This is a genomic window from Ruegeria sp. YTSC192, from assembly GCF_059609705.1.
In genome coordinates this window covers 103,626-127,086 of record NZ_JBXWMG010000012.1, presented here as the reverse complement: position 1 = coordinate 127,086, position 23,461 = coordinate 103,626, and the positions used below count along the sequence as shown (strand labels likewise).

General features: G+C 60.0%; 25 protein-coding genes. 16 read left to right on the top strand and 9 right to left on the bottom strand.

Translation table 11 applies throughout. The features are described 5' to 3' along the window. The first annotated feature begins 1 nt into the window (after window position 1). Together AC2FD8_RS16685 and AC2FD8_RS16680 are read left to right on the top strand one after the other, a co-directional pair. Complete coding sequence (locus AC2FD8_RS16685) at window positions 2–838, top strand: MBL fold metallo-hydrolase (protein WP_496857968.1); 837 nt, start codon at window positions 2–4, stop codon at window positions 836–838. Window positions 839–876: 38 nt separating this feature from the next. Then, entirely contained in the window at window positions 877–2,292 is a 1,416-nt protein-coding gene (locus AC2FD8_RS16680; RefSeq protein WP_496857966.1) for an FAD-binding oxidoreductase, read from the top strand. A 36-nt stretch (window positions 2,293–2,328) separates the two neighbouring features. Here AC2FD8_RS16680 and AC2FD8_RS16675 read toward each other — a convergent pair whose 3' ends face one another. The 3 genes from AC2FD8_RS16675 to AC2FD8_RS16665 form a co-directional block, all read right to left on the bottom strand. After that, entirely contained in the window at window positions 2,329–2,811 is a 483-nt protein-coding gene (locus AC2FD8_RS16675; RefSeq protein ID WP_496857964.1) for a fasciclin domain-containing protein, read from the bottom strand. Window positions 2,812–2,980: 169 nt separating this feature from the next. Continuing rightward, window positions 2,981–3,520 carry an adenine phosphoribosyltransferase gene (locus AC2FD8_RS16670; RefSeq protein ID WP_496857962.1) on the bottom strand — a complete coding sequence of 180 codons (540 nt, stop codon included), beginning with the start codon at window positions 3,518–3,520 and terminating at the stop codon, window positions 2,981–2,983. An 82-nt stretch (window positions 3,521–3,602) separates the two neighbouring features. Next, complete coding sequence (locus AC2FD8_RS16665; protein ID WP_496857960.1) at window positions 3,603–3,737, bottom strand: hypothetical protein; 135 nt, start codon at window positions 3,735–3,737, stop codon at window positions 3,603–3,605. Window positions 3,738–3,844: 107 nt separating this feature from the next. On the opposite strand from AC2FD8_RS16665, the gene AC2FD8_RS16660 reads away from it, so the two are divergent. After that, window positions 3,845–4,018, top strand: coding sequence for a hypothetical protein (locus tag AC2FD8_RS16660; RefSeq protein WP_170377890.1), 174 nt, complete (start codon window positions 3,845–3,847; stop codon window positions 4,016–4,018). On the opposite strand, the gene AC2FD8_RS16655 is transcribed toward AC2FD8_RS16660, so the two are convergent. Both AC2FD8_RS16655 and AC2FD8_RS16650 read right to left on the bottom strand, forming a co-directional pair. Beyond that, on the bottom strand, window positions 4,015–4,644 hold the full coding sequence (locus tag AC2FD8_RS16655; RefSeq protein ID WP_496857958.1) for a LysE family translocator: 630 nt from the start codon (window positions 4,642–4,644) through the stop codon (window positions 4,015–4,017). The two genes, AC2FD8_RS16660 and AC2FD8_RS16655, sit on opposite strands and share 4 nt — an antisense overlap. 449 nt (window positions 4,645–5,093) lie before the next feature. Further along, the gene (locus tag AC2FD8_RS16650) at window positions 5,094–5,966 is read right to left on the bottom strand and encodes an S-methyl-5'-thioadenosine phosphorylase (protein ID WP_496857956.1); all 873 of its coding nucleotides are present in this window, start codon (window positions 5,964–5,966) and stop codon (window positions 5,094–5,096) included. Window positions 5,967–6,184: 218 nt separating this feature from the next. On the opposite strand from AC2FD8_RS16650, the gene AC2FD8_RS16645 reads away from it, so the two are divergent. Further along, entirely contained in the window at window positions 6,185–7,819 is a 1,635-nt protein-coding gene (locus AC2FD8_RS16645) for a SulP family inorganic anion transporter (RefSeq protein ID WP_496857955.1), read from the top strand. Between the two features lie 139 nt (window positions 7,820–7,958). Here AC2FD8_RS16645 and AC2FD8_RS16640 read toward each other — a convergent pair whose 3' ends face one another. Continuing rightward, window positions 7,959–8,564 (bottom strand): flavin reductase family protein, encoded by a 606-nt coding sequence (locus AC2FD8_RS16640; RefSeq protein ID WP_496857953.1) that lies wholly within the window; start codon window positions 8,562–8,564, stop codon window positions 7,959–7,961. 72 nt (window positions 8,565–8,636) lie between these two features. On the opposite strand from AC2FD8_RS16640, the gene AC2FD8_RS16635 reads away from it, so the two are divergent. The 5 genes from AC2FD8_RS16635 to AC2FD8_RS16615 all read left to right on the top strand — a co-directional run bounded on the left by AC2FD8_RS16635 (window position 8,637) and on the right by AC2FD8_RS16615 (window position 11,680). Further along, on the top strand, window positions 8,637–9,131 hold the full coding sequence (locus AC2FD8_RS16635) for a GNAT family N-acetyltransferase (RefSeq protein WP_496857951.1): 495 nt from the start codon (window positions 8,637–8,639) through the stop codon (window positions 9,129–9,131). A gap of 53 nt (window positions 9,132–9,184) precedes the next feature. Continuing rightward, window positions 9,185–9,928 carry an EcsC family protein gene (locus tag AC2FD8_RS16630; RefSeq protein ID WP_496857949.1) on the top strand — a complete coding sequence of 248 codons (744 nt, stop codon included), beginning with the start codon at window positions 9,185–9,187 and terminating at the stop codon, window positions 9,926–9,928. 120 nt (window positions 9,929–10,048) lie between these two features. Continuing rightward, on the top strand, window positions 10,049–10,510 hold the full coding sequence (locus tag AC2FD8_RS16625) for an NUDIX hydrolase (protein ID WP_496857947.1): 462 nt from the start codon (window positions 10,049–10,051) through the stop codon (window positions 10,508–10,510). 72 nt (window positions 10,511–10,582) lie between these two features. Continuing rightward, complete coding sequence (locus AC2FD8_RS16620; protein WP_496857945.1) at window positions 10,583–11,038, top strand: DUF1178 family protein; 456 nt, start codon at window positions 10,583–10,585, stop codon at window positions 11,036–11,038. Window positions 11,039–11,041: 3 nt separating this feature from the next. Further along, the gene (locus AC2FD8_RS16615) at window positions 11,042–11,680 is read left to right on the top strand and encodes an SDR family NAD(P)-dependent oxidoreductase (protein WP_496857944.1); all 639 of its coding nucleotides are present in this window, start codon (window positions 11,042–11,044) and stop codon (window positions 11,678–11,680) included. Here the strand turns inward: AC2FD8_RS16615 and AC2FD8_RS16610 are convergent. Then, entirely contained in the window at window positions 11,674–12,030 is a 357-nt protein-coding gene (locus AC2FD8_RS16610) for a hypothetical protein (protein ID WP_496857942.1), read from the bottom strand. The genes AC2FD8_RS16615 and AC2FD8_RS16610 overlap by 7 nt on opposite strands. Before the next feature lie 165 nt (window positions 12,031–12,195). Here AC2FD8_RS16610 and AC2FD8_RS16605 point away from each other — a divergent pair, with 165 nt between their 5' ends. From AC2FD8_RS16605 to AC2FD8_RS16580, 6 genes are all read left to right on the top strand, one after another. After that, window positions 12,196–13,434 carry an aspartate kinase gene (locus AC2FD8_RS16605; protein WP_496857940.1) on the top strand — a complete coding sequence of 413 codons (1,239 nt, stop codon included), beginning with the start codon at window positions 12,196–12,198 and terminating at the stop codon, window positions 13,432–13,434. A 46-nt stretch (window positions 13,435–13,480) separates the two neighbouring features. Further along, window positions 13,481–15,724: a phosphoenolpyruvate--protein phosphotransferase gene (gene ptsP, locus AC2FD8_RS16600; protein ID WP_496857939.1), complete on the top strand. Its 2,244-nt coding sequence runs from the start codon at window positions 13,481–13,483 to the stop codon at window positions 15,722–15,724. 161 nt (window positions 15,725–15,885) lie between these two features. Next, the gene (gene zwf / locus AC2FD8_RS16595; RefSeq protein ID WP_496857937.1) at window positions 15,886–17,331 is read left to right on the top strand and encodes a glucose-6-phosphate dehydrogenase; all 1,446 of its coding nucleotides are present in this window, start codon (window positions 15,886–15,888) and stop codon (window positions 17,329–17,331) included. A 2-nt stretch (window positions 17,332–17,333) separates the two neighbouring features. Further along, window positions 17,334–19,139 (top strand): phosphogluconate dehydratase, encoded by a 1,806-nt coding sequence (gene edd / locus AC2FD8_RS16590; protein WP_496857935.1) that lies wholly within the window; start codon window positions 17,334–17,336, stop codon window positions 19,137–19,139. 4 nt (window positions 19,140–19,143) lie between these two features. After that, window positions 19,144–19,776 (top strand): bifunctional 4-hydroxy-2-oxoglutarate aldolase/2-dehydro-3-deoxy-phosphogluconate aldolase, encoded by a 633-nt coding sequence (locus tag AC2FD8_RS16585; RefSeq protein WP_496857933.1) that lies wholly within the window; start codon window positions 19,144–19,146, stop codon window positions 19,774–19,776. A 51-nt stretch (window positions 19,777–19,827) separates the two neighbouring features. Beyond that, the gene (locus AC2FD8_RS16580) at window positions 19,828–21,018 is read left to right on the top strand and encodes a pyridoxal-phosphate-dependent aminotransferase family protein (RefSeq protein WP_496857931.1); all 1,191 of its coding nucleotides are present in this window, start codon (window positions 19,828–19,830) and stop codon (window positions 21,016–21,018) included. Between the two features lie 80 nt (window positions 21,019–21,098). On the opposite strand, the gene AC2FD8_RS16575 is transcribed toward AC2FD8_RS16580, so the two are convergent. Continuing rightward, the gene (locus tag AC2FD8_RS16575; protein ID WP_496857929.1) at window positions 21,099–22,208 is read right to left on the bottom strand and encodes a pyridoxal phosphate-dependent aminotransferase; all 1,110 of its coding nucleotides are present in this window, start codon (window positions 22,206–22,208) and stop codon (window positions 21,099–21,101) included. Between the two features lie 125 nt (window positions 22,209–22,333). Between AC2FD8_RS16575 and AC2FD8_RS16570 the strand changes: the two genes are divergently transcribed. Further along, on the top strand, window positions 22,334–23,116 hold the full coding sequence (locus AC2FD8_RS16570) for a crotonase/enoyl-CoA hydratase family protein (RefSeq protein WP_496857928.1): 783 nt from the start codon (window positions 22,334–22,336) through the stop codon (window positions 23,114–23,116). On the opposite strand, the gene AC2FD8_RS16565 is transcribed toward AC2FD8_RS16570, so the two are convergent. Continuing rightward, window positions 23,117–23,449: a DnaJ family domain-containing protein gene (locus AC2FD8_RS16565; protein WP_170471894.1), complete on the bottom strand. Its 333-nt coding sequence runs from the start codon at window positions 23,447–23,449 to the stop codon at window positions 23,117–23,119. It lies immediately after the preceding gene. Window positions 23,450–23,461 lie beyond the last annotated feature (12 nt).

Sequence of the window (23,461 nt, the reverse complement as noted above, 5' to 3'; positions counted from 1 at the left end):
GATGCGCTACACTCATCCTATGCGCTGGGTTGTGGCTGTTTTGGTGTTTCTCTCGGGTGCGGCTGCGGCGCAGGAGCGGCGGCCGAGCCACTGCATCGCCATCGCCGATGCAGCCCCTGGGATTGAATATTTGCACAAGGCCGCTTGGCAGGACCCGGTGCCGGAGTTTTCGGTACGGATCAGCTATGTCGCGCATGCCTCTTTTTTGATCCAGACTGCGGGTGGGCTGAATGCGGTAACGGATTTCACCGGGTTCATCGGCAGTGCTGATCTGATCCCGGATGTGGTGACGATGAACCACGCGCATAGCACCCATTGGACGGCGCATCCGGACCCGGCCATTCCGTATGTGCTGCCGGGGTGGGGTGAGTTCGGGCAGGGGATTGACCATCATTTGGATCTGGGCGAGATGCTGGTGCGCAATGTCTCGACCGATATCCGGTCGTCCTATGGTGGGGTCGAGGAGAAGGGGAACTCGATTTTCGTGTTCGAGGTCGAAGGGCTGTGCATCGGTCACTTGGGGCATTTGCATCATGTGCCTTCGGACGAACAGTTTGCCGCGTTGGGGCGTTTGGATGTTGTGATGGCCGCCGTGGATGGCGGAACAACCATGCCTCTGCCCGAGATGATCTCGGTCCTGAGGCGGCTGAAGAGTTCTGTGATTGTCCCCATGCATTGGTTTTCGGGGTTCTCGCTGGATCGCTTTCTTGTCGATATTCGCAGTGATTTCCCGGTTGTACGGGAAGGTGTGTCAGAGTTGACAGTGTCTTTGCGCAGTTTGCCGGATCGGCCCACAGTTGTCGTGCTGGAGCCGCAATATCTGATCGATCTGGAATAGGGCTTGCCGCTCGCGTGTGGGTTGGGCAAGGAAGGGCTATGGATTTGAACCCCGCAGATGCCAAGCTTGCCGACGCCATTCGCGCTGAATTGGGCGATGATGTGCTGCGTCCGGTTGCTGAGCGTTACCTGGAAGAGCCGCGGAACCGATTTGCGGGCGAAATTGGGCTGTTGGCCCTGCCACGTACCGTGCAAGACGTGGCGGCGCTGGTACGACTTGCCTCGGATGCGCGCGTGCCGGTTGTGCCGTATGGCGGTGGCACGGGTTTGGTGGGGGGGCAGGTCATGACCTCCGGTCCGGCACCTTTGTTGATCTCGCTGGAGCGTATGACCGCCCTTCGCGCGGTTTACCCCACCGAAAACGTTCTTATTGCCGAGGCCGGAGCTGTTCTTGAGGACGTACAGACCGCCGCAGAGGCGGCGGACAGGCTGTTTCCCCTGTCTCTGGCCGCGCAGGGGTCGTGCCGGATCGGGGGCAACCTTGCGACCAATGCCGGGGGCGTCAATGTGCTGCGATATGGCAATGCGCGTGATTTGTGCCTTGGGCTTGAGGCTGTGTTGCCCAGCGGCGAAATCTGGCATGGGCTGAGCCGGTTGAGAAAAGACAACACGGGATATGATCTACGCAATCTGTTGATCGGGTCCGAGGGGACGCTGGGGATCATCACCGCCGCCTCTCTCAAGCTGTTTCCACGTCCGGCCGAGGTCGGGACGGCGATGTTTCAGGTGGCCTCGCCCGAGGCAGCGATCGACCTGCTGGCGCTTACGCGTGATTTGGTGGGCGAGACGGTCAGCTCATTTGAACTGATCCACCGGCAAGGATTGGATTTCCTGACCGAGGTGCTGCCGGATGTGCGCCAGCCATTCGCAACGCCGCCCGAATGGAGCGTGCTGATCGAACTTGGATTGGCGGCCGGGCAGACCGCGTCTGAGCGTTTGGAGGCGATTTTCGCCGCTGCGGAGCCTCGGGGCCTTGTCCACGATGGTGTGATTGCCCAGAGCGAGACGCAACGCCGCGCGCTTTGGACTGTGCGTGAGCAGATACCTGAGGCCAACCGCCTTGTCGGGTCCGTCTCGAGCCACGATATATCGGTTCCGATTTCGTCCATCCCCGAGTTCATTGGACATGGTGCCGAGGTAATTGGCGCGCTGGGTCCGTTCCGGATCAACTGTTTCGGGCATTTGGGCGATGGAAACCTGCACTACAACGTTTTCCCGCCCAAGGGGCAGAACCGCGATGCCTTTGAGGGTCAGCGCAGAGCGGTGAAGAACGCCGTGCATGATCTGGTTCACGCCTTTGACGGCTCGGTCAGTGCGGAACACGGGGTTGGGCGGTTGAAGGTCGATGATCTGGAGCGCTATGGCGATCCGATCAAATTGCAGGCAATGCGAGGAATCAAGGCCGCTTTGGACCCAAAAGGGATCATGAATCCCGGTGCGGTCCTTAAAGTGTAGACACGGCCCGGACGATCCGGACCGTGTCAGGGGGCTTTACGAGGCGGGCAGAATGACCTTGTCGATTACGTGGATCACGCCATTCGATGTCTCGATATCGGCCTGAACGACATTGGCGTCATTCACCATTACGCCGGAATCCAGATCGATCGTGATATCGCTGCCCTGCACCGTAGCGGCTGTCATGTCATCCGACAGATCGCCTGACATCACTTTGCCCGGCACCACATGGTAGGTGAGAACAGCAACCAGTTGGTCTTTGTTTTCGGGCTTCAGCAGGTCGGCCACTGTGCCTTCGGGCAGGGCCGCGAAGGCTTCATCCGTGGGGGCGAAAACGGTGAACGGACCTTCGCCTTTCAGCGTGTCTACCAACTCGGCGGCCTGAACGGCGGCAACGAGGGTTTCGAAGCTACCGGCTGAGACGGCGGTGTCGACAATGTCTTTCCCGTGACCGTCTGCCATTGCGGATGTGCCCAACAGGATCGTTGCGACGCTGGCGACTGCGAGTTTGCGGAACATTTTGAGGTCTCCCAAGTTAGAAATGCTTCAAGCAGCATCAACCGGGATACGGCGCGTAACGCTTACGGATCACGTTTTGCGCCAAAAGAATTGCCTTGAACGTTCACGAAACAGCGCTAAGCCCACGCTGTTTCAAATTTCAATACAATAATATGTGAGTATTTTGATCTTAAAGACCGTCAAATTCACACAGGACGTGGACATCCATGCCCATATCCTCAAGCACTTTGCGCCCGCCCAGTTCCGGCAGGTCGACGATAAACGCGCAAGAGACGATCTCACCCCCCAGCCGCTCGATCAGTTTGATGCCAGCGCCAGCGGTACCGCCGGTTGCCAGCAGGTCGTCAACAACCAGAACTTTTTCACCTGCTTGGATGGCATCATCGTGGATTTCGACGATCGCCTCGCCATATTCCAGTTTGTAGTCTTGGCTGATCGTGGTGCCGGGCAGCTTGCCCTTCTTGCGGATCGGGACGAAACCAACGCTCAACTGGTGTGCAATGGCGCCCCCGAGAATAAAGCCGCGGGCCTCAAGCCCGACGACCTTGTCGATCCGCTCGCCCGCGTAGGGGTGCAGCATCTGGTCGATGGCGATCCGAAATCCGCGGGGGTCTGCGAACAAGGTGGTGACATCGCGAAACATGATCCCTTCGTGGGGGAAGTCGACGATGGTTCGGATGTAATCCTTGACCGAGCTGTTTCTGGACATGAGGCACCCCTTTGACATCAAAACACGCCGGGGTGTTTCGCCCATTGGGGTCGGCCTTGCAAGGGTAGAATGCCGCCTGCGCCTATCTGCGCCGGTTCGGCACGGCCTTGGCCAGCCCATAGTAACGGTACAGCGTCGCTGGCAGCCACGACAGGTGGGGTTTGCGCCAGTTGCGCTGGTCTTGCAAAAGAAATGCCTGAGCCGCATGAAGGTTCATTGCCAAAGTCCTTTTTTTGTTGTTAGGTGCCCGATATCTACATCCAATATGCTATGTATATACATTGCATCGCGAAAAGAATCAAGTAATTTGCGGGAATAATGCGCGTGGCGAAGAAAGACGGTAAGGGTTCTACCAAGAAAAACAGTCAGTTGGTATTGCGTCTGGACAAGGACGAACGTGATGCCTTTGTTGAATTGTGCAAAGAGTTGGACACATCAGCCGCACGTGAAATCCGCCGTTTTATCCGTGGATTCATGAAAGAGCACGCAGACGACTAGGCGGGTCGCCGCAGAACCGCCGTTGCTAGGCCCATACCGATAAGCGCCAGACCTCCTGCGCGGGTTGTGGCCTGAATCACACTGGCACGCCCGATCATGACCCGAAACCGATCCGCCAGAATTGCATAGGCCAGTGCGTTCAGCCACGCGAGGCCCACGAAGGTTGCAATCAGAATTGCGAATTGTGGGCCCAAGGGGTCAGCCGGGCGTAGGAATTGTGGGACGAAGGCGATGAAAAAGGCGATTGATTTCGGGTTCAGGGCGGTCACCGCCGCCGCGTGTCCAAAGACCCCGCGCGCGGTGACATCGCGCCCTGTTTCAACCGTGTTCAACCCGCCCGACGGCGCGCTGCGCAACAGTTTGATGCCCAGCCAGACCAGATAAGCGGCCCCGATCCATTTCAACACGGAAAACAACGTGGCAGACGCCAGAACCAAAGCACCCAGCCCCAGCAAAGACGCCGTCATCGCCACAAGATCACCAACAGCCACGCCGGTAGCCGAGGCAATGGCCACGCTGCGCCCTTTTGACAGCGCATAGCTGAGAACCAGCAACACGGTCGGCCCCGGGATCAGCAGCAACGCCGTCGATGCGGCCACGAAAGCCAGCCAGAGATCAAATTCCATTGTGTTGTTCCTCTTGCTCGGGTGAACAAGGACGTGAACCGGCGCGAACGTCAAGACCTTCCGGGATGCGTCACCTTGCGCATTAGCCCCTCAATCTGGTTGCGCGTGAAATGGCTTGCCGACTGCCGTGCAAAATAGGGATGATAAGCCACAGAACGGCCCCGCACAGGCGGCGATCTGCAGGGCGGGCAAAGAACCCTCTGCAAAGCAAGCATTTTGAGTATTCCCGCTCCGATCAGAGGATGCGCGATATACAGGGGCAGGACCAATACCCAATCCTGTTCGGGCAGAACATGGACGGCGATCCGAAAATCGGCCAGACCTATGCTGCACACCGCTAGAAATCGCGCTCTAGCCGGCGCATCCGGGCGGCTTGCTCCTGACCTGCGAATTCAGTGAAGACATCCAAAACTTCGGGTGGCTTTGCCTGCGAAAGGATGAAAAGCGGGTCAAAGAACCCGCCCTGCGACCGCATCCAGTTTTGCTAACACGGTCAGGTCGCGGTCTTCCGGAGCCGTCAGTATGGCGTGGTCCAGGGCCCGGTCACACCCATGCGGACAGGGCGTGCGGATCGGGCCCAGCAAGGCTGGCAGCCCTTTGACCAAAGCCCGGCCTTTTTCGGCATTCCCCGTCAGGGTTGCAATGATCGAGGTCACGTCGACTTCACCATGATCGGGGTGCCAACTGTCATAGTCGGTGACCATCGCGACCGAGGCATAGCAAAGCTCGGCCTCGCGGGCGAGTTTTGCTTCGGGCATATTCGTCATGCCGATCACGTCGCAACCCCACTGTTCGCGGTACATTCTGGACTCGGCCAGGGTCGAAAACTGCGGTCCCTCCATCGCCAGATAGGTGCCGCCGTGATGCACTGTGATACCTGCGGCAATTCCGGCCTCTTCGCAGGCATTCGACAGGCGCGGGCAGGTCGGATGGGCCACGCTGACATGGGCCACACAGCCGGTTCCGAAAAAGCTTTTCTCTCGGGCAAAGGTCCGGTCGATGAACTGATCCACGATCACAAAATCACCCGGCGCCATATGCTCGCGGAACGACCCGCAGGCAGAGACCGAGATGACATCCGTTACCCCCAGTCGCTTTAGCGCATCGATATTGGCGCGATAGGGGACTTCGGTGGGTGAATGGATATGCCCGCGACCGTGGCGCGGCAGGAACACCATGTCGACCCCTTCCAATGAGCCGGTCAGAACCTGATCAGAGGGCGCGCCCCATGGCGTATCGACCCGGACCCACTCCGCATTTTCCAGCCCGTCGATGTCGTAAATGCCTGATCCGCCGATAATGGCGATTTTTGTTTGGGTCACGTTGGGTCTCCGCTGCTCAATCCATACGGGAAAACACTGCGGGTCACAGGCGAAATTGGCAAGTGGTGTCAGCTATTTGTACCATTTCGCGGCGTGTTGTGTTGATGAGCTATGCGTTTCAAGCATAGCAGGGTCCCGACAGGTGCGGTATCTCGATGGGGATTTGACAGGTAGAACGCCCCCTTTCGCGCGAACAAAAAGACCGACAGGACCGTCCCATGCCCCGAGCCATGCTGGCAAGCTTTGCCAACCGTATAGCCAAGCCCGATCTCCGCTGGGTGCCTGACGAGGGCCTGACCGTGTCACGCCTGAGGATCGAGCTGCTGTCAGGTTTGACCGTCGCGCTGGCACTGGTGCCCGAGGCCGTGGCCTTTGCCTTCGTCGCAGGCGTGCATCCTCTGGTCGGTCTCTACGCAGCCTTTATGGTTGGCCTGATCACCGCATTGATCGGAGGTCGCCCAGGCATGATCTCGGGCGCAACGGGTGCGCTGGCGGTCGTGATGGTGGCTCTGGTCGCGCAGCACGGGGTCGAATACCTGTTCGCAACCGTGGTGTTGATGGGCATTCTGCAAGTAATCGCAGGTGCGATGCACTGGGGACGTTTCATTCGCCTTGTGCCGCATCCGGTGATGCTGGGGTTTGTGAACGGTCTGGCGATTGTGATCTTTCTGGCGCAGATGGGCCAGTTCAAGGTCCCCGGAACCATGGAAAACACCGGGCATGGAATGACGGGGGGTGAATGGCTTTCGGGCATTCAGCTTTACACAATGCTGGGTCTCGTGGGGCTGACCATGGCGGTGATTTGGGTCATGCCGCGTATTACGCGTGCCATTCCGGCGCCTTTGGCCGGTATTCTGGTCGTTGCAGCGCTTGTGATCGGCTTTGGTCTGGATGTCCCGCGCGTCGGTGATCTGGCCTCGATCGAGGGCGGTTTGCCTGCCTTCCACATCCCGATGGTTCCGCTGAACCTCGAAACCTTTGAGATTATCTTGCCCTATGCGGTCATTCTGGCGGCCATCGGCCTGATCGAGTCCCTGCTGACTCTGAACCTGGTGGGCGAGATCACGAACAAACGCGGCGGAGCCTCGCAGGAATGTATCGCGCAGGGCGTCTCGAACGTCGCCACCGGCTTCTTTGGAGGCATGGGCGGTTGCGCCATGATTGGCCAGTCGATGATCAACGTGAAATCTGGCGGTCGCACCCGGATCGCGGGCATCGCGGCTGCTCTGTTCCTGCTGATCTTCATCCTGTTCGCCTCACCCTTGATCGAACAAATTCCGCTGGCCGCGCTGGTCGGTGTGATGTTCATGGTGGTGATCGGCACCTTCGCGTGGAACTCGTTCAAGATCATGCGCAAGGTGCCTTTGATGGATGCTTTCGTAATTGTTCTGGTGACCGTTGTGACGGTGATGGAAGACCTGGCTGTCGCGGTTGTCGTCGGCGTGATTGTCTCGGCGCTGGCCTATGCGTGGAACAATGCCAAACGGATCCATGCCGTCACCCGCGAATCTGAAACCGAACAGGGTGCAAAAGTCTATGAAATTCAGGGGCCACTGTTCTTCGGCTCGTCGGATGGATTTGTCGAGCTGTTCGATGTTTCGAACGATCCTGAAGTAGTCATCGTGGATTTTGCCGAAAGCCGCGTTGTCGATCAATCGGCGCTTCAGGCCATTGAAAATGTCGCCTCCAAGTATGAAGCTGCAGGCAAGCGCGTCATGTTGCGACATCTGACCCATGATTGCCACAAGCTGCTGAACAAGGCGGGTCATCTGATGGTCGATAGCGACGATGACCCAGACTATGGCCTGGCCGTGGATTACTCAGTCCGCACCGGCATTCTGGGCGGCCACTGAGGCATTGGCGAGGCTCTGCCTCGCGCTCCGAGATATTTATAGCCAGATGAAGTGTGGATCCCCTGCTTCATCTGGCCGAAAATACCTCGGGGGAGTCGCCCGAAGGGCGGCGGGGGCAGCGCCCCCCTGAACGCAGACCTCAATCATCAGGTCTGTTCAGTGAAAACAATTCGGAGACAACTGAATAGTCCCGGTAGCCAAGGCGTGCCAAAGGCTGGAAGGTTGTCACGTCGAACTTGCCGTCCTTCAAGCAGTCATCGCGCAGATGGACGCCTGTCACTTCGCCAAACACAACGCGATTTGCCTCACCCGGTAAAGTAACGATCTGGGTCAGCCTGCATTCCAGTGCCGCAGGCGCATCCCCAACGCGAGAGCAGTCAATTGTTTCGCAGTCGACAGCCGACAGGCCTGCATGGGCAAATTCGTCAGTTTCTTTTGGCAATCCGGCAGAACTGGCATTCATCGCATCCCGGTGGGCGAAGGCGACAACGTTCACGCAGAATATGCCTGTCGCCTCGATATTGGCGATACTGTCCTTGCCGCCGTCCTGATCGTGCTTGGTTCCAGTTGTGGCGAACATCACCTGCGGCGGGGTGTAGGCGACCCCGTTGAAGAAGGAGTAGGGGGCCAGGTTGTTGATCCCGTCTACATCGCGCGACGAAATCCACCCGATGGGGCGCGGGGTGATGATGGCATTGAACGGATTGTGCGGCAGGCCGTGGCCGTCTTCGGGGCGATAGAACATATGGTCTCCAAGCGTTTGCCCAAGGCGTAACGAAGTGCTAGGGCGATTGCCAGCTAGGAAAAGAGGGCAGGTGTGCAGCACTTCGCGATCAGGCCGGAAGAGCCACAGGATTGGTGGGAGGTCGAGGCCCTCTACGATTTGTGCTTCGCACCTGGGCGTGAGGCTCTTTCCTCTTACCGATTGCGCGATGACGTGCCGCCGGTGGCCGGTTTGTCTTTGGTCGCGCGCGACGGGCAGGGAATTCTGGCCGGGGCTATCCGGTTCTGGCCAGTCCATGTGGGCAATCACGACGCCCTGCTATTGGGGCCTGTCGCAGTTCACCCCACGCATCAGGGCGAAGGGCTTGGCGGCTACCTCATCCACTCTGGTGTCGAAGCAGGGCGCGCGCAGGGGTGGGACCGGGTCATGTTGGTCGGTGACGCGCCGTATTACGCCCGTTTTGGCTTCACGCCATTGAAGGGGGTTGAGATGCCTCCGCCAACCAACCCAGAGCGTGTTTTGGGCATGGGTCTGAGTCCCGGAAAGTGGGACAACATTACCGGAGCCGTAACCCGCTGGACGCGCTGAGCTATTGAAACACCGCGCCGAAATACCGATCTTTTGTGGAACGGAGGGTTCGGATGCAGGATGTAATATTAATTGACAGTGTTGACGCAGACGCAGAATTGGATCGCCTGGCGAAACACTATCGTTCGGCCGGTGGGGCTGGGGTCAAATTACTCAACGCTTTAGGGGGATCTGCAGAATCCCTGTTGGAACAATTGCCGGAGCCGATACGCGACGGCCTGACCGGAGCGACCGAACAGGCTATCTGGATGGCCATGCAGGCGGCGCAAAGCTCTCGGCAGGTCGTGCCGGATCAGGCGCCATGGGTGAACACCGCCGTGACAACGGCGATGGGGGCAGCGGGCGGATTGGGAGGACTGTCCACCGCTTTGGTCGAGTTGCCAGCGACCACGGCTATGCTTTTGCGTTCAATCCAGGGGGCTGCAGCGCGCGAAGGCTTTGACCCGGCTGAGGACAACGTAAAGTTCGACTGTGTTCGGGTATTGGCAGCAGCGGGCCCCTTGTCACACGATGACGGAGCGGATCTGGGGTTCTTTTCTGTGCGCCTGACGCTCACGGGCCCCGCGATGCAGAAACTGATTGCGGCCGTTGCCCCAAAGCTATCGGTTGTGTTGGGGCAGAAACTGGCGGCGCAGTCTGTGCCGGTCCTGGGCGCGTTGGCGGGCGGTGGAACGAATTACATCTACACCCGCTACTACCAGCAGATTGCCCATGTCCACTTTGGTTTGCGCCGGTTGGCGATGGATGCAGATATCCCGCACGAGGCGCTGCTGCGCAAGTTGAGCTCACGCATGTAGCGGTTTTGGTTGGTCGCGGCCGCATGATGTGGTACACTGAACGCAATTGGCCGCGATACAAAAGTCAAACAAACATGCGGTAGACAGGCACCGATCTGATGCGGAAGTGAGTGCGGCGCGATGAAAGTTTCTCGGGCGTCCAGTTTAGGCCTCGATTCGGGGCAGGTTCCGATCCTGCCTCAGGCAGCGGCCTTGTGCTACCGGCTGTCGCATGGCCGTCCTGAGGTTCTTTTGATCACATCGCGCAAGGCGCAACGCTGGATCATCCCGAAGGGCTGGTTGATTGATGGCCTCAGCGCCTCGGAAACTGCCGCTCAGGAAGCCTGGGAAGAGGCGGGCGTGATCGGCACATGTGCGCAGGTCAGTGTGGGCCAGTTCTCGATGGTGAAGACTTGCGCCAAGCGTGGAACGGTTCTGTGCGCGGTGGATGTTTTTCCGTTGCACGTGGATGAGGTGCAGAAAAAATTTCCCGAGAAAGGGCAGCGAAAACGCAAGTGGAGTGCATTGGAAATCGCCGCATCTAAGGTCAATTCCCCAGGGCTTGCCGAAATTTTGTGCAAATTTGCACCCAGGATGCACTAGTCTTAATCTGGAAAGGCTTGATATTGCAGTTTCGGTCGGTATCTATTTGCTAACCGACATTTTGGACGGATTATGATTCAATACGCGTTGAAGTGCAGCAAGGGCCACAGATTCGATAGCTGGTTCCAATCTGCCGAAGCCTACGACAAGCTGGCAGCCTCGGGCCTCGTGACATGCGCGGTCTGTGGATGCGGGCATGTCGAGAAGGCAATCATGACTCCGCGTGTCAGGCCTGCGCGCGCGGCGCACAAAGCGTTGGAGGTGCCTGAGCCTGCCTCAGACGACATCAACGTGACCAGCGCGTCCACAGATGCCGAGCACATTTTGGCAGAGCTTCGCCGCAAGATTGAAGAAAACTCTGACTATGTGGGCCAGAAATTTGCATCAGAAGCGCGCAAGATGCATCTGGGCGAAACACCCGAACGTTCGATCTATGGCGAAGTCAAACCGGATGAGGCGAAATCCCTGATCGAAGACGGGGTGCCGGTTGCACCGCTGCCATTCATTCCCAGCAGAAAGACAAACTGACCCATGCATATCGTGATTACCGGAGCCAACCGGGGAATCGGGCGGTCTCTGGCTGAAGGCTATCGCGCGCAGGGTCATGAGGTTACGGGAACTGCGCGGGATGGCAGTGCCGAAGTTCAATTAGACGTAGCCGATCCGGCGCATCAAGCGGCCATGGCTGACCAGCTAAAAGGGCAGCCCGTCGACCTGTTGATTTGCAATGCGGGCGTTTATCTGGACAAAGGTCACAGCATTGATGACTACCCCGCCGAGATGTGGGCGCGGAGTTTTGCGGCCAATGTCACTGGCGTTTTCCTAACCGTACAGTCGTTGCTGCCGAATCTGCGGGCGACAGAGGGGCGGATTGCGATCATGTCTTCTCAGATGGCATCGCACACCCGCGCGCCGGGCGGCAGCTACATCTACCGCGCCTCCAAGGCGGCGGCCTTGAATCTGGGACGTAATCTGGCGGCCGACTTGAAGGCGGATGGTATTGCAGTGGGCATTTATCACCCCGGTTGGGTGAAGACCGACATGGGCGGCTTAGCGGCGGACATCCATGTGGATCAGGCCGTCGCTGGCCTGATGGAGCGTTTCGACGCGCTGTCGCTGGACAGCACAGGTTGTTTTGAAACCTATGATGGGAAGCCCCACGCCTACTGAGTATTCAGCGCGGCCTTGGGCAATTCGTAAACTTCACCGGGCTCGATGAAAATCACCATGATGTCGCCCCGTACCTCGTGTTTGATCGGCGAGGGCGAGCTGCTGGAATCCGGAATGCCATCGGTGAAGTAAATTCTGCGAACATCACCGCCAGGCAACATCACGGCCAATGTTGCGGTGCCATCATCGCGGCGGCGCAGCTCGGCGTTGCAGCTTTGCAGCGGATCACCGGCTCTGCCGGCGCAGGGAACCGTACCCAGCGCGTTCTGTCCATCGGTGCCAGCCACGCTGGCTTGCTGGGACAGGGCTGGGGTTGCGATCACGGCAAGGATGGTTGCGAAACGAAGCATGAATAACCTCTTGGGATTGCTTTGGCGCTAGGCTGGCATTGCGTTTTCGGAAAGTAAAGCGGCCCCTTGACGCAATATCTGTTATGCAGCGCCCCTTGCTCTTGCAGTCCCCCTCGCATATGAGGCTCGGGACTTTAAATCCAAGGCGCGGAGACACTTGCCCCCATGCCCGTACTCGTGATGAAATTCGGTGGCACATCGGTTGCCAATCTTGACCGCATCCGCCGCGCAGCGAAACGCATCGGCGTTGAAGTGGCAAAGGGCTATGACGTCATCGTCATCGTCTCGGCCATGTCCGGAAAAACCAACGAATTGGTGGGCTGGGTGAATGAGACCTCGCCGCTGTTCGACGCCCGCGAATATGACGCGGTGGTGTCGTCTGGCGAAAACGTCACCGCGGGCCTGATGGCGCTGACCTTGCAGGAGATGGATATCCCGGCGCGCAGCTGGCAGGGGTGGCAGGTGCCGCTACTGACCAATGGCGCGCATTCGTCGGCCCGGATCGAGGAAATTCCGACCGACAACCTGAACCAGAAGTTCGGCGAAGGCATGAAAGTGGCTGTTGTCGCCGGTTTCCAGGGCCTCAGCCCAGAAGGCCGGATCACGACGCTGGGCCGGGGCGGCTCGGACACGACTGCCGTGGCCTTTGCTGCCGCGTTTGAGGCTGAGCGCTGCGATATCTACACGGATGTCGATGGCGTCTACACGACCGACCCGCGTATCTGTGAAAAGGCGCGCAAGCTGGACCGGATTTCGTTCGAAGAAATGCTCGAACTGGCGTCGTTGGGCGCGAAAGTGCTGCAAACCCGCTCGGTCGAGCTGGCGATGCGCTATAAAGTGAAACTGCGCGTTCTTTCAAGTTTCGAAGAACAATCCGACGAGGCCGGTACGCTGGTCTGCGACGAGGAGGATATCATGGAATCCAATGTTGTGGCCGGTGTGGCCTATTCCCGCGACGAAGCCAAGATGACCGTCGTTTCCGTGGCCGACCGCCCCGGTATCGCCTCGATCATCTTCACTGCGCTCAGCGATGAGGGTGTGAATGTGGACATGATCGTCCAGAACATCTCGGACGAGGGGCGCACCGATATGACCTTCTCGTGCCCGACCGATCAGGTTGCGCGTGCCGAAAAAGCGCTGCTGGCGATCAAGGAAGCGGGTGAGCTGAACTATGCCGAGCTGGTGGCCGATGAAGACGTTTGCAAGGTCTCGGTTGTAGGCATTGGCATGCGCTCACAATCGGGTGTCGCGGCCAAGATGTTCAAGATCCTCTCGGATGAGGGGATCAACATCAAGGTCATTACAACCTCCGAGATTAAAATTTCCGTCCTCGTCGACAGGAAATACATGGAACTTGCTGTTCAGGCACTGCATGATGCGTTTGAATTGGACAAGGCGGCCTGAGCTGATCGGCCAAAGGTTTCGCCTGACGCACTAATTGGGTTGGCCCATGGCGGACGGTACGGAAACAGAATCCCGCAAGCTGCTGGTTCGGCTGCGCGAGGAAATGGCGAGCGAGGCGGCCGGTCAGGAGCGTCTCGACCGCATCACGCAGCTGATTGCGGATAGCATTCGTTGCGAGGTCTGCTCGATCTACCTGTTCCGGGACGAAGAAACCCTTGAACTTTGCGCGACCGAGGGCCTCTCGCCCGAGGCGGTTCACCAGACCCGGATGCGTCTGGGCGAAGGCCTTGTGGGCCGGGTGGCCAAATCCGGTAAGGTGGTGAACACAGCGGATGCGCCTTCGGCCAAGGGGTTCCGGTTCATGCCGGAAACGGGGGAGGAGCGCTTTTCCTCATTCCTCGGGGTGCCGGTGCAGCGGCTTGGCGAAAAGCTGGGTGTTCTGGTGGTGCAGTCGCGCGACGCGCGTGAATTCTCTGCCGATGAGATCTATGCGCTGGAAGTGGTGGCAATGGTTCTGGCCGAGATGGCCGAACTGGGCGCGTTCGTTGGCGAAGGGGCGGCCCTGTCCCCCTTGCACCAGCAATCGGTGCAATTGACCGGTGGTCCGGCGCAGGAAGGGTCTGCCGAAGGACACGTCTGGCTGCACGAGCCGCGCGTTGTTGTGACCAACCCGATTGCCGAAGACCCGCACCGCGAAAGCGAGCGGTTGAATGAGGCGGTTGAAGAGCTGCGCGTTGGCGTCGACAAGATGCTCGAAATCTCGCAGAACGGCGACAAAGAGCAGCTGAAAGTTCTGGAAGCCTACCGTATGTTCGCCAATTCCAAGGGCTGGATGCGGCGGATGGAGGAAGACATCGCCCTGGGCCTCAGCGCCGAGGCTGCGGTCGAGAAAGAACAATCACAGGCCCGCGCCCGTATGGGGCAGGTGACCGACCCTTATCTGCGGGAACGGTTGGCGGATCTCGATGACCTCAGCAATCGCTTGCTGCGTATCCTGACGGGTCAGGGCAAGACCGACAGTGCCGATCTGCCCCCCGATCCGATCCTTGTCGCCCGCAATATCGGCCCCGGAGACCTGCTGGAATACGGACGGTCTCTGAAAGGGATCGTGCTCGAGGAAGGCTCGGTCGGCAGCCACGCGACGATTGTTGCCCGCGCACTGGCGATCCCTTTGGTCGTGCATGTCGGGCGGATCACGACCGAGGCTCTGAACGGCGACCATATTCTGGTCGATGGGGATAACGGCGTTGTCCATCTGCGCCCCGAAGATACCGTGGTCAGCGCGTTTCGCGACAAGATCGCGATGCAGGCCAAGGCGCAGGAGCGGTATGCCTCGATCCGGGAAACACCAACGGTCACGCAGGATGGTGCGCGCATCAACATGGTGATGAATGCGGGCCTGATGGCCGATCTGCCCTCGCTTGAAACCTCGGGTGCGGAAGGGGTTGGGTTGTTCCGGACCGAGCTGCAATTCCTGATCCGCAATCAGATGCCGAAACGGTCTGAACTGGTGACGCAATACCAGCGGGTTCTGGACGCTGCCGGTGACAAACGCGTTGTGTTTCGGACCCTCGATATCGGGTCGGACAAGGTTCTGCCCTATATGAAACATGTGGCCGAACCAAACCCGGCGCTGGGCTGGCGTGCGATCCGCGTAGGCTTGGACAAGCGCGGTGTGATGCGAATGCAGTTGCAGGCCTTGATGCGCGCAGCCAATGGTCGCCCGTTGACCGTCATGTTCCCCTTCGTCGCGCAGGCCGAGGAATTCCGAGAGGCCCGATGGGAGGTCAACAAAACCATCGAGCGTGAAAAGCGTCTGGGCCATGCTCTGCCGGAAACATTTGAGGTCGGCGCGATGCTGGAGACGCCCTCGCTGGCGTTCTCACCGCAAAAGTTCTTTGATGAGGTGGATTTCATCTCGATCGGGGGCAACGACCTGAAACAGTTCTTCTTTGCCGCCGACCGCGAAAACGAGCTGGTGCGCCGCCGATATGACACGTTGAATGTCAGTTTCCTCAGCTTCATCGAACGCATCGTGGAACGCTGCAACATTTCGGATACGCCGCTCAGTTTCTGTGGCGAAGATGCCGGCCGCCCGGTCGAAGCGCTGTGTCTGGCCGCAATGGGTATCCGCACCTTGTCCATGCGCCCGGCGTCGATCGGGCCGGTCAAAAGTCTGTTGCTGAGGTCGAACCTGCAGGACGTTCGCAAGATCATCGCGGATGCTCGTCATCGCGGTGAGCAATCCGTGCGTCCGGCAGTCATGGAGTGGTTGCGGTCGCAATCGTGACGTTTCAGTCGGTCAGATGGGGATTCCGGGCTTGATTTTTGCTTCAAGCTTCCGTATCCAACCGATGAAATGTTAGCGATAACATTTAGGGTCACGCCTGCGACCCGCATCGCGACTGAGATTCTGCTTCTTGAGGCAGGAAGCATAAAAGGAAGCTGATCATGGTTTCACGCGTCATCCCAGTAGATCCGTTCGACCTCGTGCTGTTTGGCGCGACGGGTGATTTGGCGCAGCGCAAGATCCTGCCGGGGCTGTATCACCGGTTTGAAATGGGCCAGATGCCGGAAGACGCACGGATCATCGGGACCGCGCGGTCTGATATGGATAGCAACGGGTTTCGCGATCAGCTGCAGGCGTCGATGGACGAATTTGCACCGGGCTACGACAGGGACACTCTGGATCGCTTTCTGACCCATGTTGATTATGTGCCGGTGGATGCGCTGGGCGATGCGGGCTGGTCTGATCTGGCCAAGGCATTGCGGTCGGCTGTGGTGCGGGCTTTCTATCTGTCGGTCGGACCGAGCCTGTTCTCAGGTATTGCGCAGCGTCTGAACGATCACGGGCTTGCCACGCCTGATAGCCGGATCGTGGTCGAAAAGCCGTTTGGCCATGATCTTGCGTCGGCCAAAGCTTTGAATGAAGGCCTGCGGGCCTGTTTCGAAGAGCATCAGATTTATCGCATTGACCATTATCTGGGCAAGGAAACCGTGCAGAACCTGATGGCCCTGCGCTTTGCCAATTCGCTGTTCGAACCGCTGTGGAACGCGACCCACGTGGATCATGTGCAGATCACCGTGGCCGAGACTGTGGGTGTTGAAGGGCGCGGCGCCTATTACGACCAGTCCGGCGCGATGCGGGACATGATCCAGAACCATCTGGTTCAGCTGCTATGTCTGACGGCGATGGAGCCGCCCTCGAAATTCGCCCCCAACGCGGTACGTGATGAAAAGGTCAAGGTGATCGAGGCGCTGGAACCGGTCGAGCCCAAAGATATTGCGCGCGGTCAATATCGCACCGACAAAGGAGGGGACGGGTATCTCGATCATGTCGGCGACCCCGCCAGCCGAACCGAAAGCTTCATTGCACTGAAAGCCCATATCGGCAATTGGCGCTGGGCCGGGGTGCCGTTCTACCTGCGAACCGGCAAACGCCTGCGCGCCCGCGAATCCGAGATTGCGGTGTTCTTCCGCGACCCGCCGCATACGATCTTCCCGAATGTGGGGCCGCTGCACGGCAACGTGCTGGTGATCCGCCTGCAACCGGACGAAGGCATCACCCTGCGCACCACGATCAAGGAACCGGGGCAGGGCGGCTTCCGCCTGTCCGATGTCGCGCTGGACATGAGCTTTGCCGACGCGCTGGGCGACGACGGGCAATCCCCCGACGCTTATGAACGCCTGATCATGGATGTGATCCGTGGCGATCAGACCCTGTTCATGCGCGGCGACGAGGCCGAAGCCGCCTGGGCCTGGGTCGACCCGATCATTCAGGGTTGGGAGCAGCGCGGCGACCGCCCCGCGCGCTATGATCAGGGCAGTTCCGGCCCCGAGGAAGCCTTGATGCTGATGCATCGCGACGGACGCCGCTGGCGCCAGATCGGAGGGTAATCATGGTCAACACAGTCATATCCGACGTTACCAAGCGCATCATCGACCGCAGCGCCAACCTGCGTGGCCCGCATCTGGAACGGATGGAACAGGCCAGAGCCAAAGGCCCGGCCCGCGCGCATCTGTCCTGCAGCGGTCAGGCCCATGCCTATGCGGGCGCGGGTGAAGATCAGAACTCGATGGCCACCGGCACGGCGGGCAATCTGGGCATCGTCACGGCCTATAACGACATGCTCTCGGCGCACCAGCCGTTCGAACGTTATCCCACCCTGATCCGTGACGCGATCCGTGCCGCAGGCGGCACCGCGCAGGTCGCGGGCGGCGTTCCGGCGATGTGCGATGGCGTCACGCAGGGCGAGGCGGGGATGGAACTGTCGCTGTTTTCCCGCGATGTGATTGCGCTGGCGACCGGCGTGGCGCTTAGCCACAACACCTATGACGCCGCCGTGTTTCTTGGCGTTTGCGACAAGATCGTGCCCGGCCTGATCATTGGTGCGCAGGCCTTCGGCCATCTGCCCGCCGTCTTCCTGCCCGCCGGCCCGATGACCAGCGGACTGCCGAACGACGAAAAGGCCAAGGTCCGCCAGCAATTCGCCGCCGGAGAAGTGGGTCGCGAAGAGTTGATGGCCGCCGAAATGGCCGCCTATCACGGCCCTGGCACTTGCACCTTCTACGGCACCGCCAACACCAACCAGATGCTGATGGAGTTTATGGGCTTGCACCTGCCGGGCTCCAGCTTCATCAACCCGAACACCCCGCTGCGCGATGCCTTGACCGAAGAAGGTGCCCGCCGCGCCCTGTCGCTTAGCGCGCTGGGCAATCACTATACGCCGGTCTGCCAGATTCTGGACGAGCGCGCCTTTGTGAACGGCATCGTCGGCCTGATGGCGACCGGAGGCTCGACCAACCTGCTGATCCATCTAATCGCTATGGCGCGCGCGGGCGGTATCGTGCTGGATTGGGAGGATTTTTCCGACATCTCCGCCGTGGTCCCCTTGGTCGCGCGGGTTTATCCGAACGGTCTGGCCGACGTGAACCATTTCCACGCCGCTGGAGGTTTAGGTTACACGATCAGCACATTGCTTGACGATGGGTTGCTGCATCCCGACACGCTGACCGTCGCGGGGCAGGGCCTGCACAACTACACCAAAGAGCCCAAGCTGAAAGACGGCGAACTGGTCTGGGAAGAGGGCGCAGGCCACAGCCTGAACGACAAGATCGTCCGCCCCGCCAGTGACCCGTTCCAGCCCACAGGTGGCCTGTCGCGCCTGACCGGCAATCTGGGCACCGGGGTCATGAAAGTCTCGGCCGTGGCATCCGAGCATCAGGTGGTCGAAGCCCCCGTGCGCGTGTTCCACGACCAAAACGCCGTCAAAGACGCCTTCAAGGCCGGAGAGTTTACCGACGATGTCATTATTGTCGTCCGCTTTCAGGGGCCAAAAGCCAACGGGATGCCCGAATTGCATTCCTTGACCCCGATCCTGTCGATCCTGCAGGGCCGGGGCCAGAAGGTCGCGCTGGTCACCGACGGCCGCATGTCCGGCGCGTCCGGCAAGGTCCCCGCCGCCATCCATGTCTGCCCCGAGGCGCTGGACGGCGGCCCAATCGCCTACCTGCAGGACGGAGACCGCCTGCGTGTCGACGCGGTGAAGGGCGAGTTGGAAATTCTGACCCCCGGCGTTCTCGACCGCAATCCGGCCACCGCAGACCTGACGGCAAACCAGCACGGCGTCGGTCGTGATCTTTTCGGAGCTTTCCGCCGGAATGTCGGTTCAGCCGACACGGGCGCCAGCATTTTCGGAGTGTAACCTCATGTCCAAAACCCAACGCACCCGCGAGATCTGCGAACTGGCCCCGATCGTTCCGGTATTGGTGGTCGATGACGCAACCCACGCGCGCCCGCTGGCCGAAGCTCTGGTCGCCGGTGGCCTTCCCGCGCTCGAAGTCACATTACGCACCCCCGCCGCACTCGACGCCATCCGCGCGATGGCCGATGTGCCCGGCGGCGTTGTTGGCGCAGGCACTCTGATCACCCCCGAAGACGTTCGCGCCGCCAAACAAGCGGGCGCACAATTCGGCGTCTCACCCGGCGCAACTGACGCGCTCATTGCTGCCTGCGAGGCTGAAGGTCTGCCGCTCCTACCCGGCGCTGCCACCGCCAGCGAGGCGATGGCCCTGCTGGAAAAGGGTTATGACATGCTGAAATTCTTCCCTGCCGAAGCCTCGGGCGGTGCGCCCGCGCTGAAAGCCATCGGCGCCCCGCTGCCGCAAGTCACCTTCTGCCCGACGGGGGGCGTGTCGCCGTCCAACGCCCTCGACTACCTGTCTCTGTCGAATGTTGTCTGCGCCGGTGGCAGCTGGGTTGCGCCGAAACAGATGGTTCAAGGCGGCGATTGGTCCGGGATCGAAACACTTGCCCGCGAGGCCGCCAACCTGATGGATTGACCCCACAAGGCAAGACGCTAGGGTAGGCCTCAATTCAAACAGGTTGCCCTCATGACACACCATTTCTCTCTCGCGCATGGGCGCGCGTATCTGGCCATCCCGGGCCCCTCGGTCATGCCCGACGCGGTGCTGCAGGCTATGCACCGCCCATCGCCCAACATCTATGATGGCGAGTTGATCGAGATGATGCCCGCGCTGACACACGACCTGAAACGTGTCGCCCGCACCGACCACAACGTCGCCATCTACATCGCCAACGGGCACGGCACGTGGGAGGCGGCCCTTTCCAACGTGATCGCCCCCGGCGAAATCGTGCTGGCCCCCGCCTCGGGCCGCTTTACCCATGGTTGGGCCGAAATGGCCGAAGGGATCGGCGCCAAGGTCGAAATGATCGATTTCGGCATATCCTCACCCTGGGATCTCGACCGCATCGCTGAGGCCCTGCGCGCCGATACCAGCCATAAAATCAAGGCGGTACTCGCGGTCCATGTCGATACGTCCACGTCGATCCGCAACAACATCCCGGCCCTGCGTGCTCTGCTTGACGATCTCGACCATCCCGCGTTGCTGATGGCGGATTGTATCGCCTCGCTTGGCTGCGACCGGTTCGAGATGGATGCCTGGGGTGTCGATGTTACAGTCACAGCCTGCCAAAAGGGCCTGATGACCCCGGCGGGCACCGGCTTTGTCTTTTTCAACGACAAAGCGCAGGCGAAACGCGCTGCAATGCCCCGCGTTTCGCAGTATTGGGATTGGCAACCGCGCGCCAACCCAGAGCTGTTCTATCAGTATTTCAACGGCACCGCGCCTACCCATCACCTCTATGGCCTGCGCGCCGCGCTTGACCTGATCCATGGTGAGGGTCTCGAAAATGTCTGGGCTCGCCATGAACGCCTCGCCAAAGCCATCTGGGCCGCCTGCGATGTCTGGGCGCAAGGTGGCGCGCTTCACTTCAACGTCACCGAGCCGGACCACCGCAGCCACGCGGTCACCGCCCTGCGCCTGACCGAGGGACGCGGTACGCCGCTGCGCAACTACACCGAAAACCAGCTTGGCCTGACGCTGGGCATCGGCTTGGGGATGGAGGATTGGGATGGCTGTTTCCGCCTCGGCCATATGGGGTATGTCAACGCGCAGATGATCATGGCGATGCTGGGCGGCATGGAAACCGCCATGGCCGCACTCGATATCCCCCGCGGTCAGGGCGCGCTCGAAGCCGCCGCCGCCACATTGGCCACATAGCGCCGATCCGCCTCTTCATCTGGCTGAAAATATCCTCGGGGGGAATCGCGTCTTGGCGCGATGGGGGGCAGACAGCCCCCCTATACCGCCTGAGCTTTCGCCAAGGCCAAAGGCAAGGCCGCTTCAAAAGCCGCCATCTCTGCCTCTCCACCACAACTCACCCGGATACAGCGGTTCTGCGGGGCCGCAAATGGCATTCGCACGAAAACACCTTGTCCGACAAGCGCGTCCAACACGGTCTTGGCAAATGCCCCGTCACGCCCGCAGTCAATCGCAACGAAATTCGTGGCCGAAGGCAATGGGGTCAAACCGTTGGCCTGCGCAATGCGCCCAATACGATCTCGCGCTTCAGTGATCCGGGCCTGCACCTCTGACAGCCACTCGTCATCCTCAAGCGCTGCCAGCGCTCCGGCTTGCGCAGCGCGGTTCATGCCGAAATGGTTGCGCACCTTGTTGAACGCCGCAATCAATTCGGGTGCACCGATAGCATAGCCCACCCGCGCGCCTGCCATCCCGTACACCTTTGAAAACGTCCGCATCCGGATCACACGGGGATCATCGGCGGCAACAGGCGCAGCAGTGCCGTCCGGCGCGCATTCGACATAGGCCTCGTCCAATACCAGCAGGCACCCTTCTGGCAGAGCCTCCATCGCGGCCACGATATCAGCGCCCGAATGCCAGCTTCCCATCGGGTTGTCGGGGTTGGCCAGATAGACCAGCTTTGCATCTACCTCTGCGGCCTTGGCAAACAAGGCGTCAGGGTCTTCGTGGTCGTCGCGATAGGGGACCTTGTGCAAGATCCCTCCGAAACCTGCCACATGGTAGTTGAAGGTGGGATAAGCCCCGTCAGAGGTCACAACCGCGTCGCCCGGTCCGATCAATAGCCGCACCAGGTAGCCCAACAGCCCATCAATGCCTTCGCCCACCACGATATTCTCGGGAGTAACCCCATGATGTGCCGCCAACGCATGGCGCAGATCGTGATTCTCGGGGTCGCCATACATCCAGATCTCATTGGCGGCCCGTTGCATCGCTTCGATGGCACGAGGCGAGGGGCCAAACACGCTTTCATTCGCGCCAAGCCGCGCCTTGAAGGGGGCACCGCGTTGGCGCTCCTGCGTTTCCGGCCCCACAAACGGGACGGTTGCGGGCAAAGATTGGGCGAGCGATGTGTAGCGAGGTCTGGTCATAGGCGCAGATAAGCCCACCATGCGGGTTGCTGCAAGCCTGAGCCTCGACATGCCTCAACGTCGCGGTGGAACTACACTCACATTCGGGGCAGTCTTACCAAGACTGCAAAACAAGGAGGTCCGAAATGGCGCGCGTATCTGTCGAGTACAAGGATCACATCGCTCATGTCACGTTGACGCGCGGCGACAAGATGAATGCTCTGGACGAGGCGATGATCAAGGCGCTGCTGGCCGCTGGGCAAGAGGTTGCGGCCTCGGACGCCCGCGCCGTCGTCCTGTCGGGTGAGGGCAAAAGTTTTTGCGCCGGTCTCGACATGGCGAGTTTTGCGAAAATGGCCCATATGGACCCGACCGAATGGCTGATGACCCGCAGCCACGAGGACGCCAACGAGATGCAGGAACTGGCCCTGATCTGGCGGCGCATCCCCGTTCCTGTCATCTGCGCAATCCAAGGCGCGGCCTATGGGGGCGGCCTGCAGATCGCTCTGGGTGCGGATGTCCGCATCGCCCACCCCGAGGCGAAGCTGGCAGTGATGGAGATGAAATGGGGCATCATCCCCGATATGGGCGGCATGGTTCTGCTTCCGAAATTGGTCCGCTCAGACGTTTTGCGGCTGCTGACTTATACCGCGCGTCCCATTGGGGCTGCACAGGCGGCCGAGTGGGGCTTGGTCACCAAGTTGTCCGATGATCCACAGACCGAAGCACTTGCCTTGGCTGAAAACATCGCCTCGCAAAGCCCCTCAGCCATCCGCGCCGCTAAGCGCCTCATTGACTTTGCCGAAACCAATCCGCGCGCTGATGTGTTGCTGGCCGAGTCTTCGGAACAGGTGGATCTGATTGGAAAACCTGATCAGATGGAGGTCGTGATGGCGCAGATGCAAGGCCGAAAGCCCGAGTTCAAGTGATCACCGCATGAATGCGCGCCGCGCGTCTCGGGCCATGTTGTAGCGCATTTCGAGATCGGCGATCTTAGACATCGTGGCTTTGCGGGCCTCGGGATCGGTCAGCCCGGCATATTCCTTGCGGGCCTCGTCCAACTGTTTTTTAATGTCGAACTCCTCGGGCAGTACCCCGGCCTGCGCCATGATCCGATGACCGGCCGCAATGGCGGGGTCGCTTTGCGCTTCGCCCGAGCGATCGGGCAGAGGCGCACCTTCGCCCTCAAGACCCTGCAATTGACCTTCGGCCTGAGCCTTCTTGATCTGGCGTTCCACCAGTTTTCCAAGCGATCCGAACATGAACTCAGGATA

Coding starts and splice junctions, on each gene's coding strand:
- AC2FD8_RS16680 (WP_496857966.1), top strand. CDS start 877: ATGGATTTGAACCCCGCAGATGCCAAGCTTGCCGACGCCATTCGCGCT.
- AC2FD8_RS16605 (WP_496857940.1), top strand. CDS start 12,196: ATGCCCGTACTCGTGATGAAATTCGGTGGCACATCGGTTGCCAATCTT.
- AC2FD8_RS16625 (WP_496857947.1), top strand. CDS start 10,049: ATGAAAGTTTCTCGGGCGTCCAGTTTAGGCCTCGATTCGGGGCAGGTT.
- AC2FD8_RS16665 (WP_496857960.1), bottom strand. CDS start 3,737: ATGAACCTTCATGCGGCTCAGGCATTTCTTTTGCAAGACCAGCGCAAC.
- AC2FD8_RS16615 (WP_496857944.1), top strand. CDS start 11,042: ATGCATATCGTGATTACCGGAGCCAACCGGGGAATCGGGCGGTCTCTG.
- edd (WP_496857935.1), top strand. CDS start 17,334: ATGGTCAACACAGTCATATCCGACGTTACCAAGCGCATCATCGACCGC.
- AC2FD8_RS16565 (WP_170471894.1), bottom strand. CDS start 23,449: ATGTTCGGATCGCTTGGAAAACTGGTGGAACGCCAGATCAAGAAGGCT.
- AC2FD8_RS16580 (WP_496857931.1), top strand. CDS start 19,828: ATGACACACCATTTCTCTCTCGCGCATGGGCGCGCGTATCTGGCCATC.
- AC2FD8_RS16640 (WP_496857953.1), bottom strand. CDS start 8,564: ATGTTCTATCGCCCCGAAGACGGCCACGGCCTGCCGCACAATCCGTTC.
- AC2FD8_RS16585 (WP_496857933.1), top strand. CDS start 19,144: ATGTCCAAAACCCAACGCACCCGCGAGATCTGCGAACTGGCCCCGATC.
- AC2FD8_RS16630 (WP_496857949.1), top strand. CDS start 9,185: ATGCAGGATGTAATATTAATTGACAGTGTTGACGCAGACGCAGAATTG.
- AC2FD8_RS16675 (WP_496857964.1), bottom strand. CDS start 2,811: ATGTTCCGCAAACTCGCAGTCGCCAGCGTCGCAACGATCCTGTTGGGC.
- AC2FD8_RS16670 (WP_496857962.1), bottom strand. CDS start 3,520: ATGTCCAGAAACAGCTCGGTCAAGGATTACATCCGAACCATCGTCGAC.
- zwf (WP_496857937.1), top strand. CDS start 15,886: ATGGTTTCACGCGTCATCCCAGTAGATCCGTTCGACCTCGTGCTGTTT.
- AC2FD8_RS16575 (WP_496857929.1), bottom strand. CDS start 22,208: ATGACCAGACCTCGCTACACATCGCTCGCCCAATCTTTGCCCGCAACC.
- AC2FD8_RS16570 (WP_496857928.1), top strand. CDS start 22,334: ATGGCGCGCGTATCTGTCGAGTACAAGGATCACATCGCTCATGTCACG.
- ptsP (WP_496857939.1), top strand. CDS start 13,481: ATGGCGGACGGTACGGAAACAGAATCCCGCAAGCTGCTGGTTCGGCTG.
- AC2FD8_RS16655 (WP_496857958.1), bottom strand. CDS start 4,644: ATGGAATTTGATCTCTGGCTGGCTTTCGTGGCCGCATCGACGGCGTTG.
- AC2FD8_RS16620 (WP_496857945.1), top strand. CDS start 10,583: ATGATTCAATACGCGTTGAAGTGCAGCAAGGGCCACAGATTCGATAGC.
- AC2FD8_RS16645 (WP_496857955.1), top strand. CDS start 6,185: ATGCCCCGAGCCATGCTGGCAAGCTTTGCCAACCGTATAGCCAAGCCC.
- AC2FD8_RS16685 (WP_496857968.1), top strand. CDS start 2: ATGCGCTACACTCATCCTATGCGCTGGGTTGTGGCTGTTTTGGTGTTT.
- AC2FD8_RS16610 (WP_496857942.1), bottom strand. CDS start 12,030: ATGCTTCGTTTCGCAACCATCCTTGCCGTGATCGCAACCCCAGCCCTG.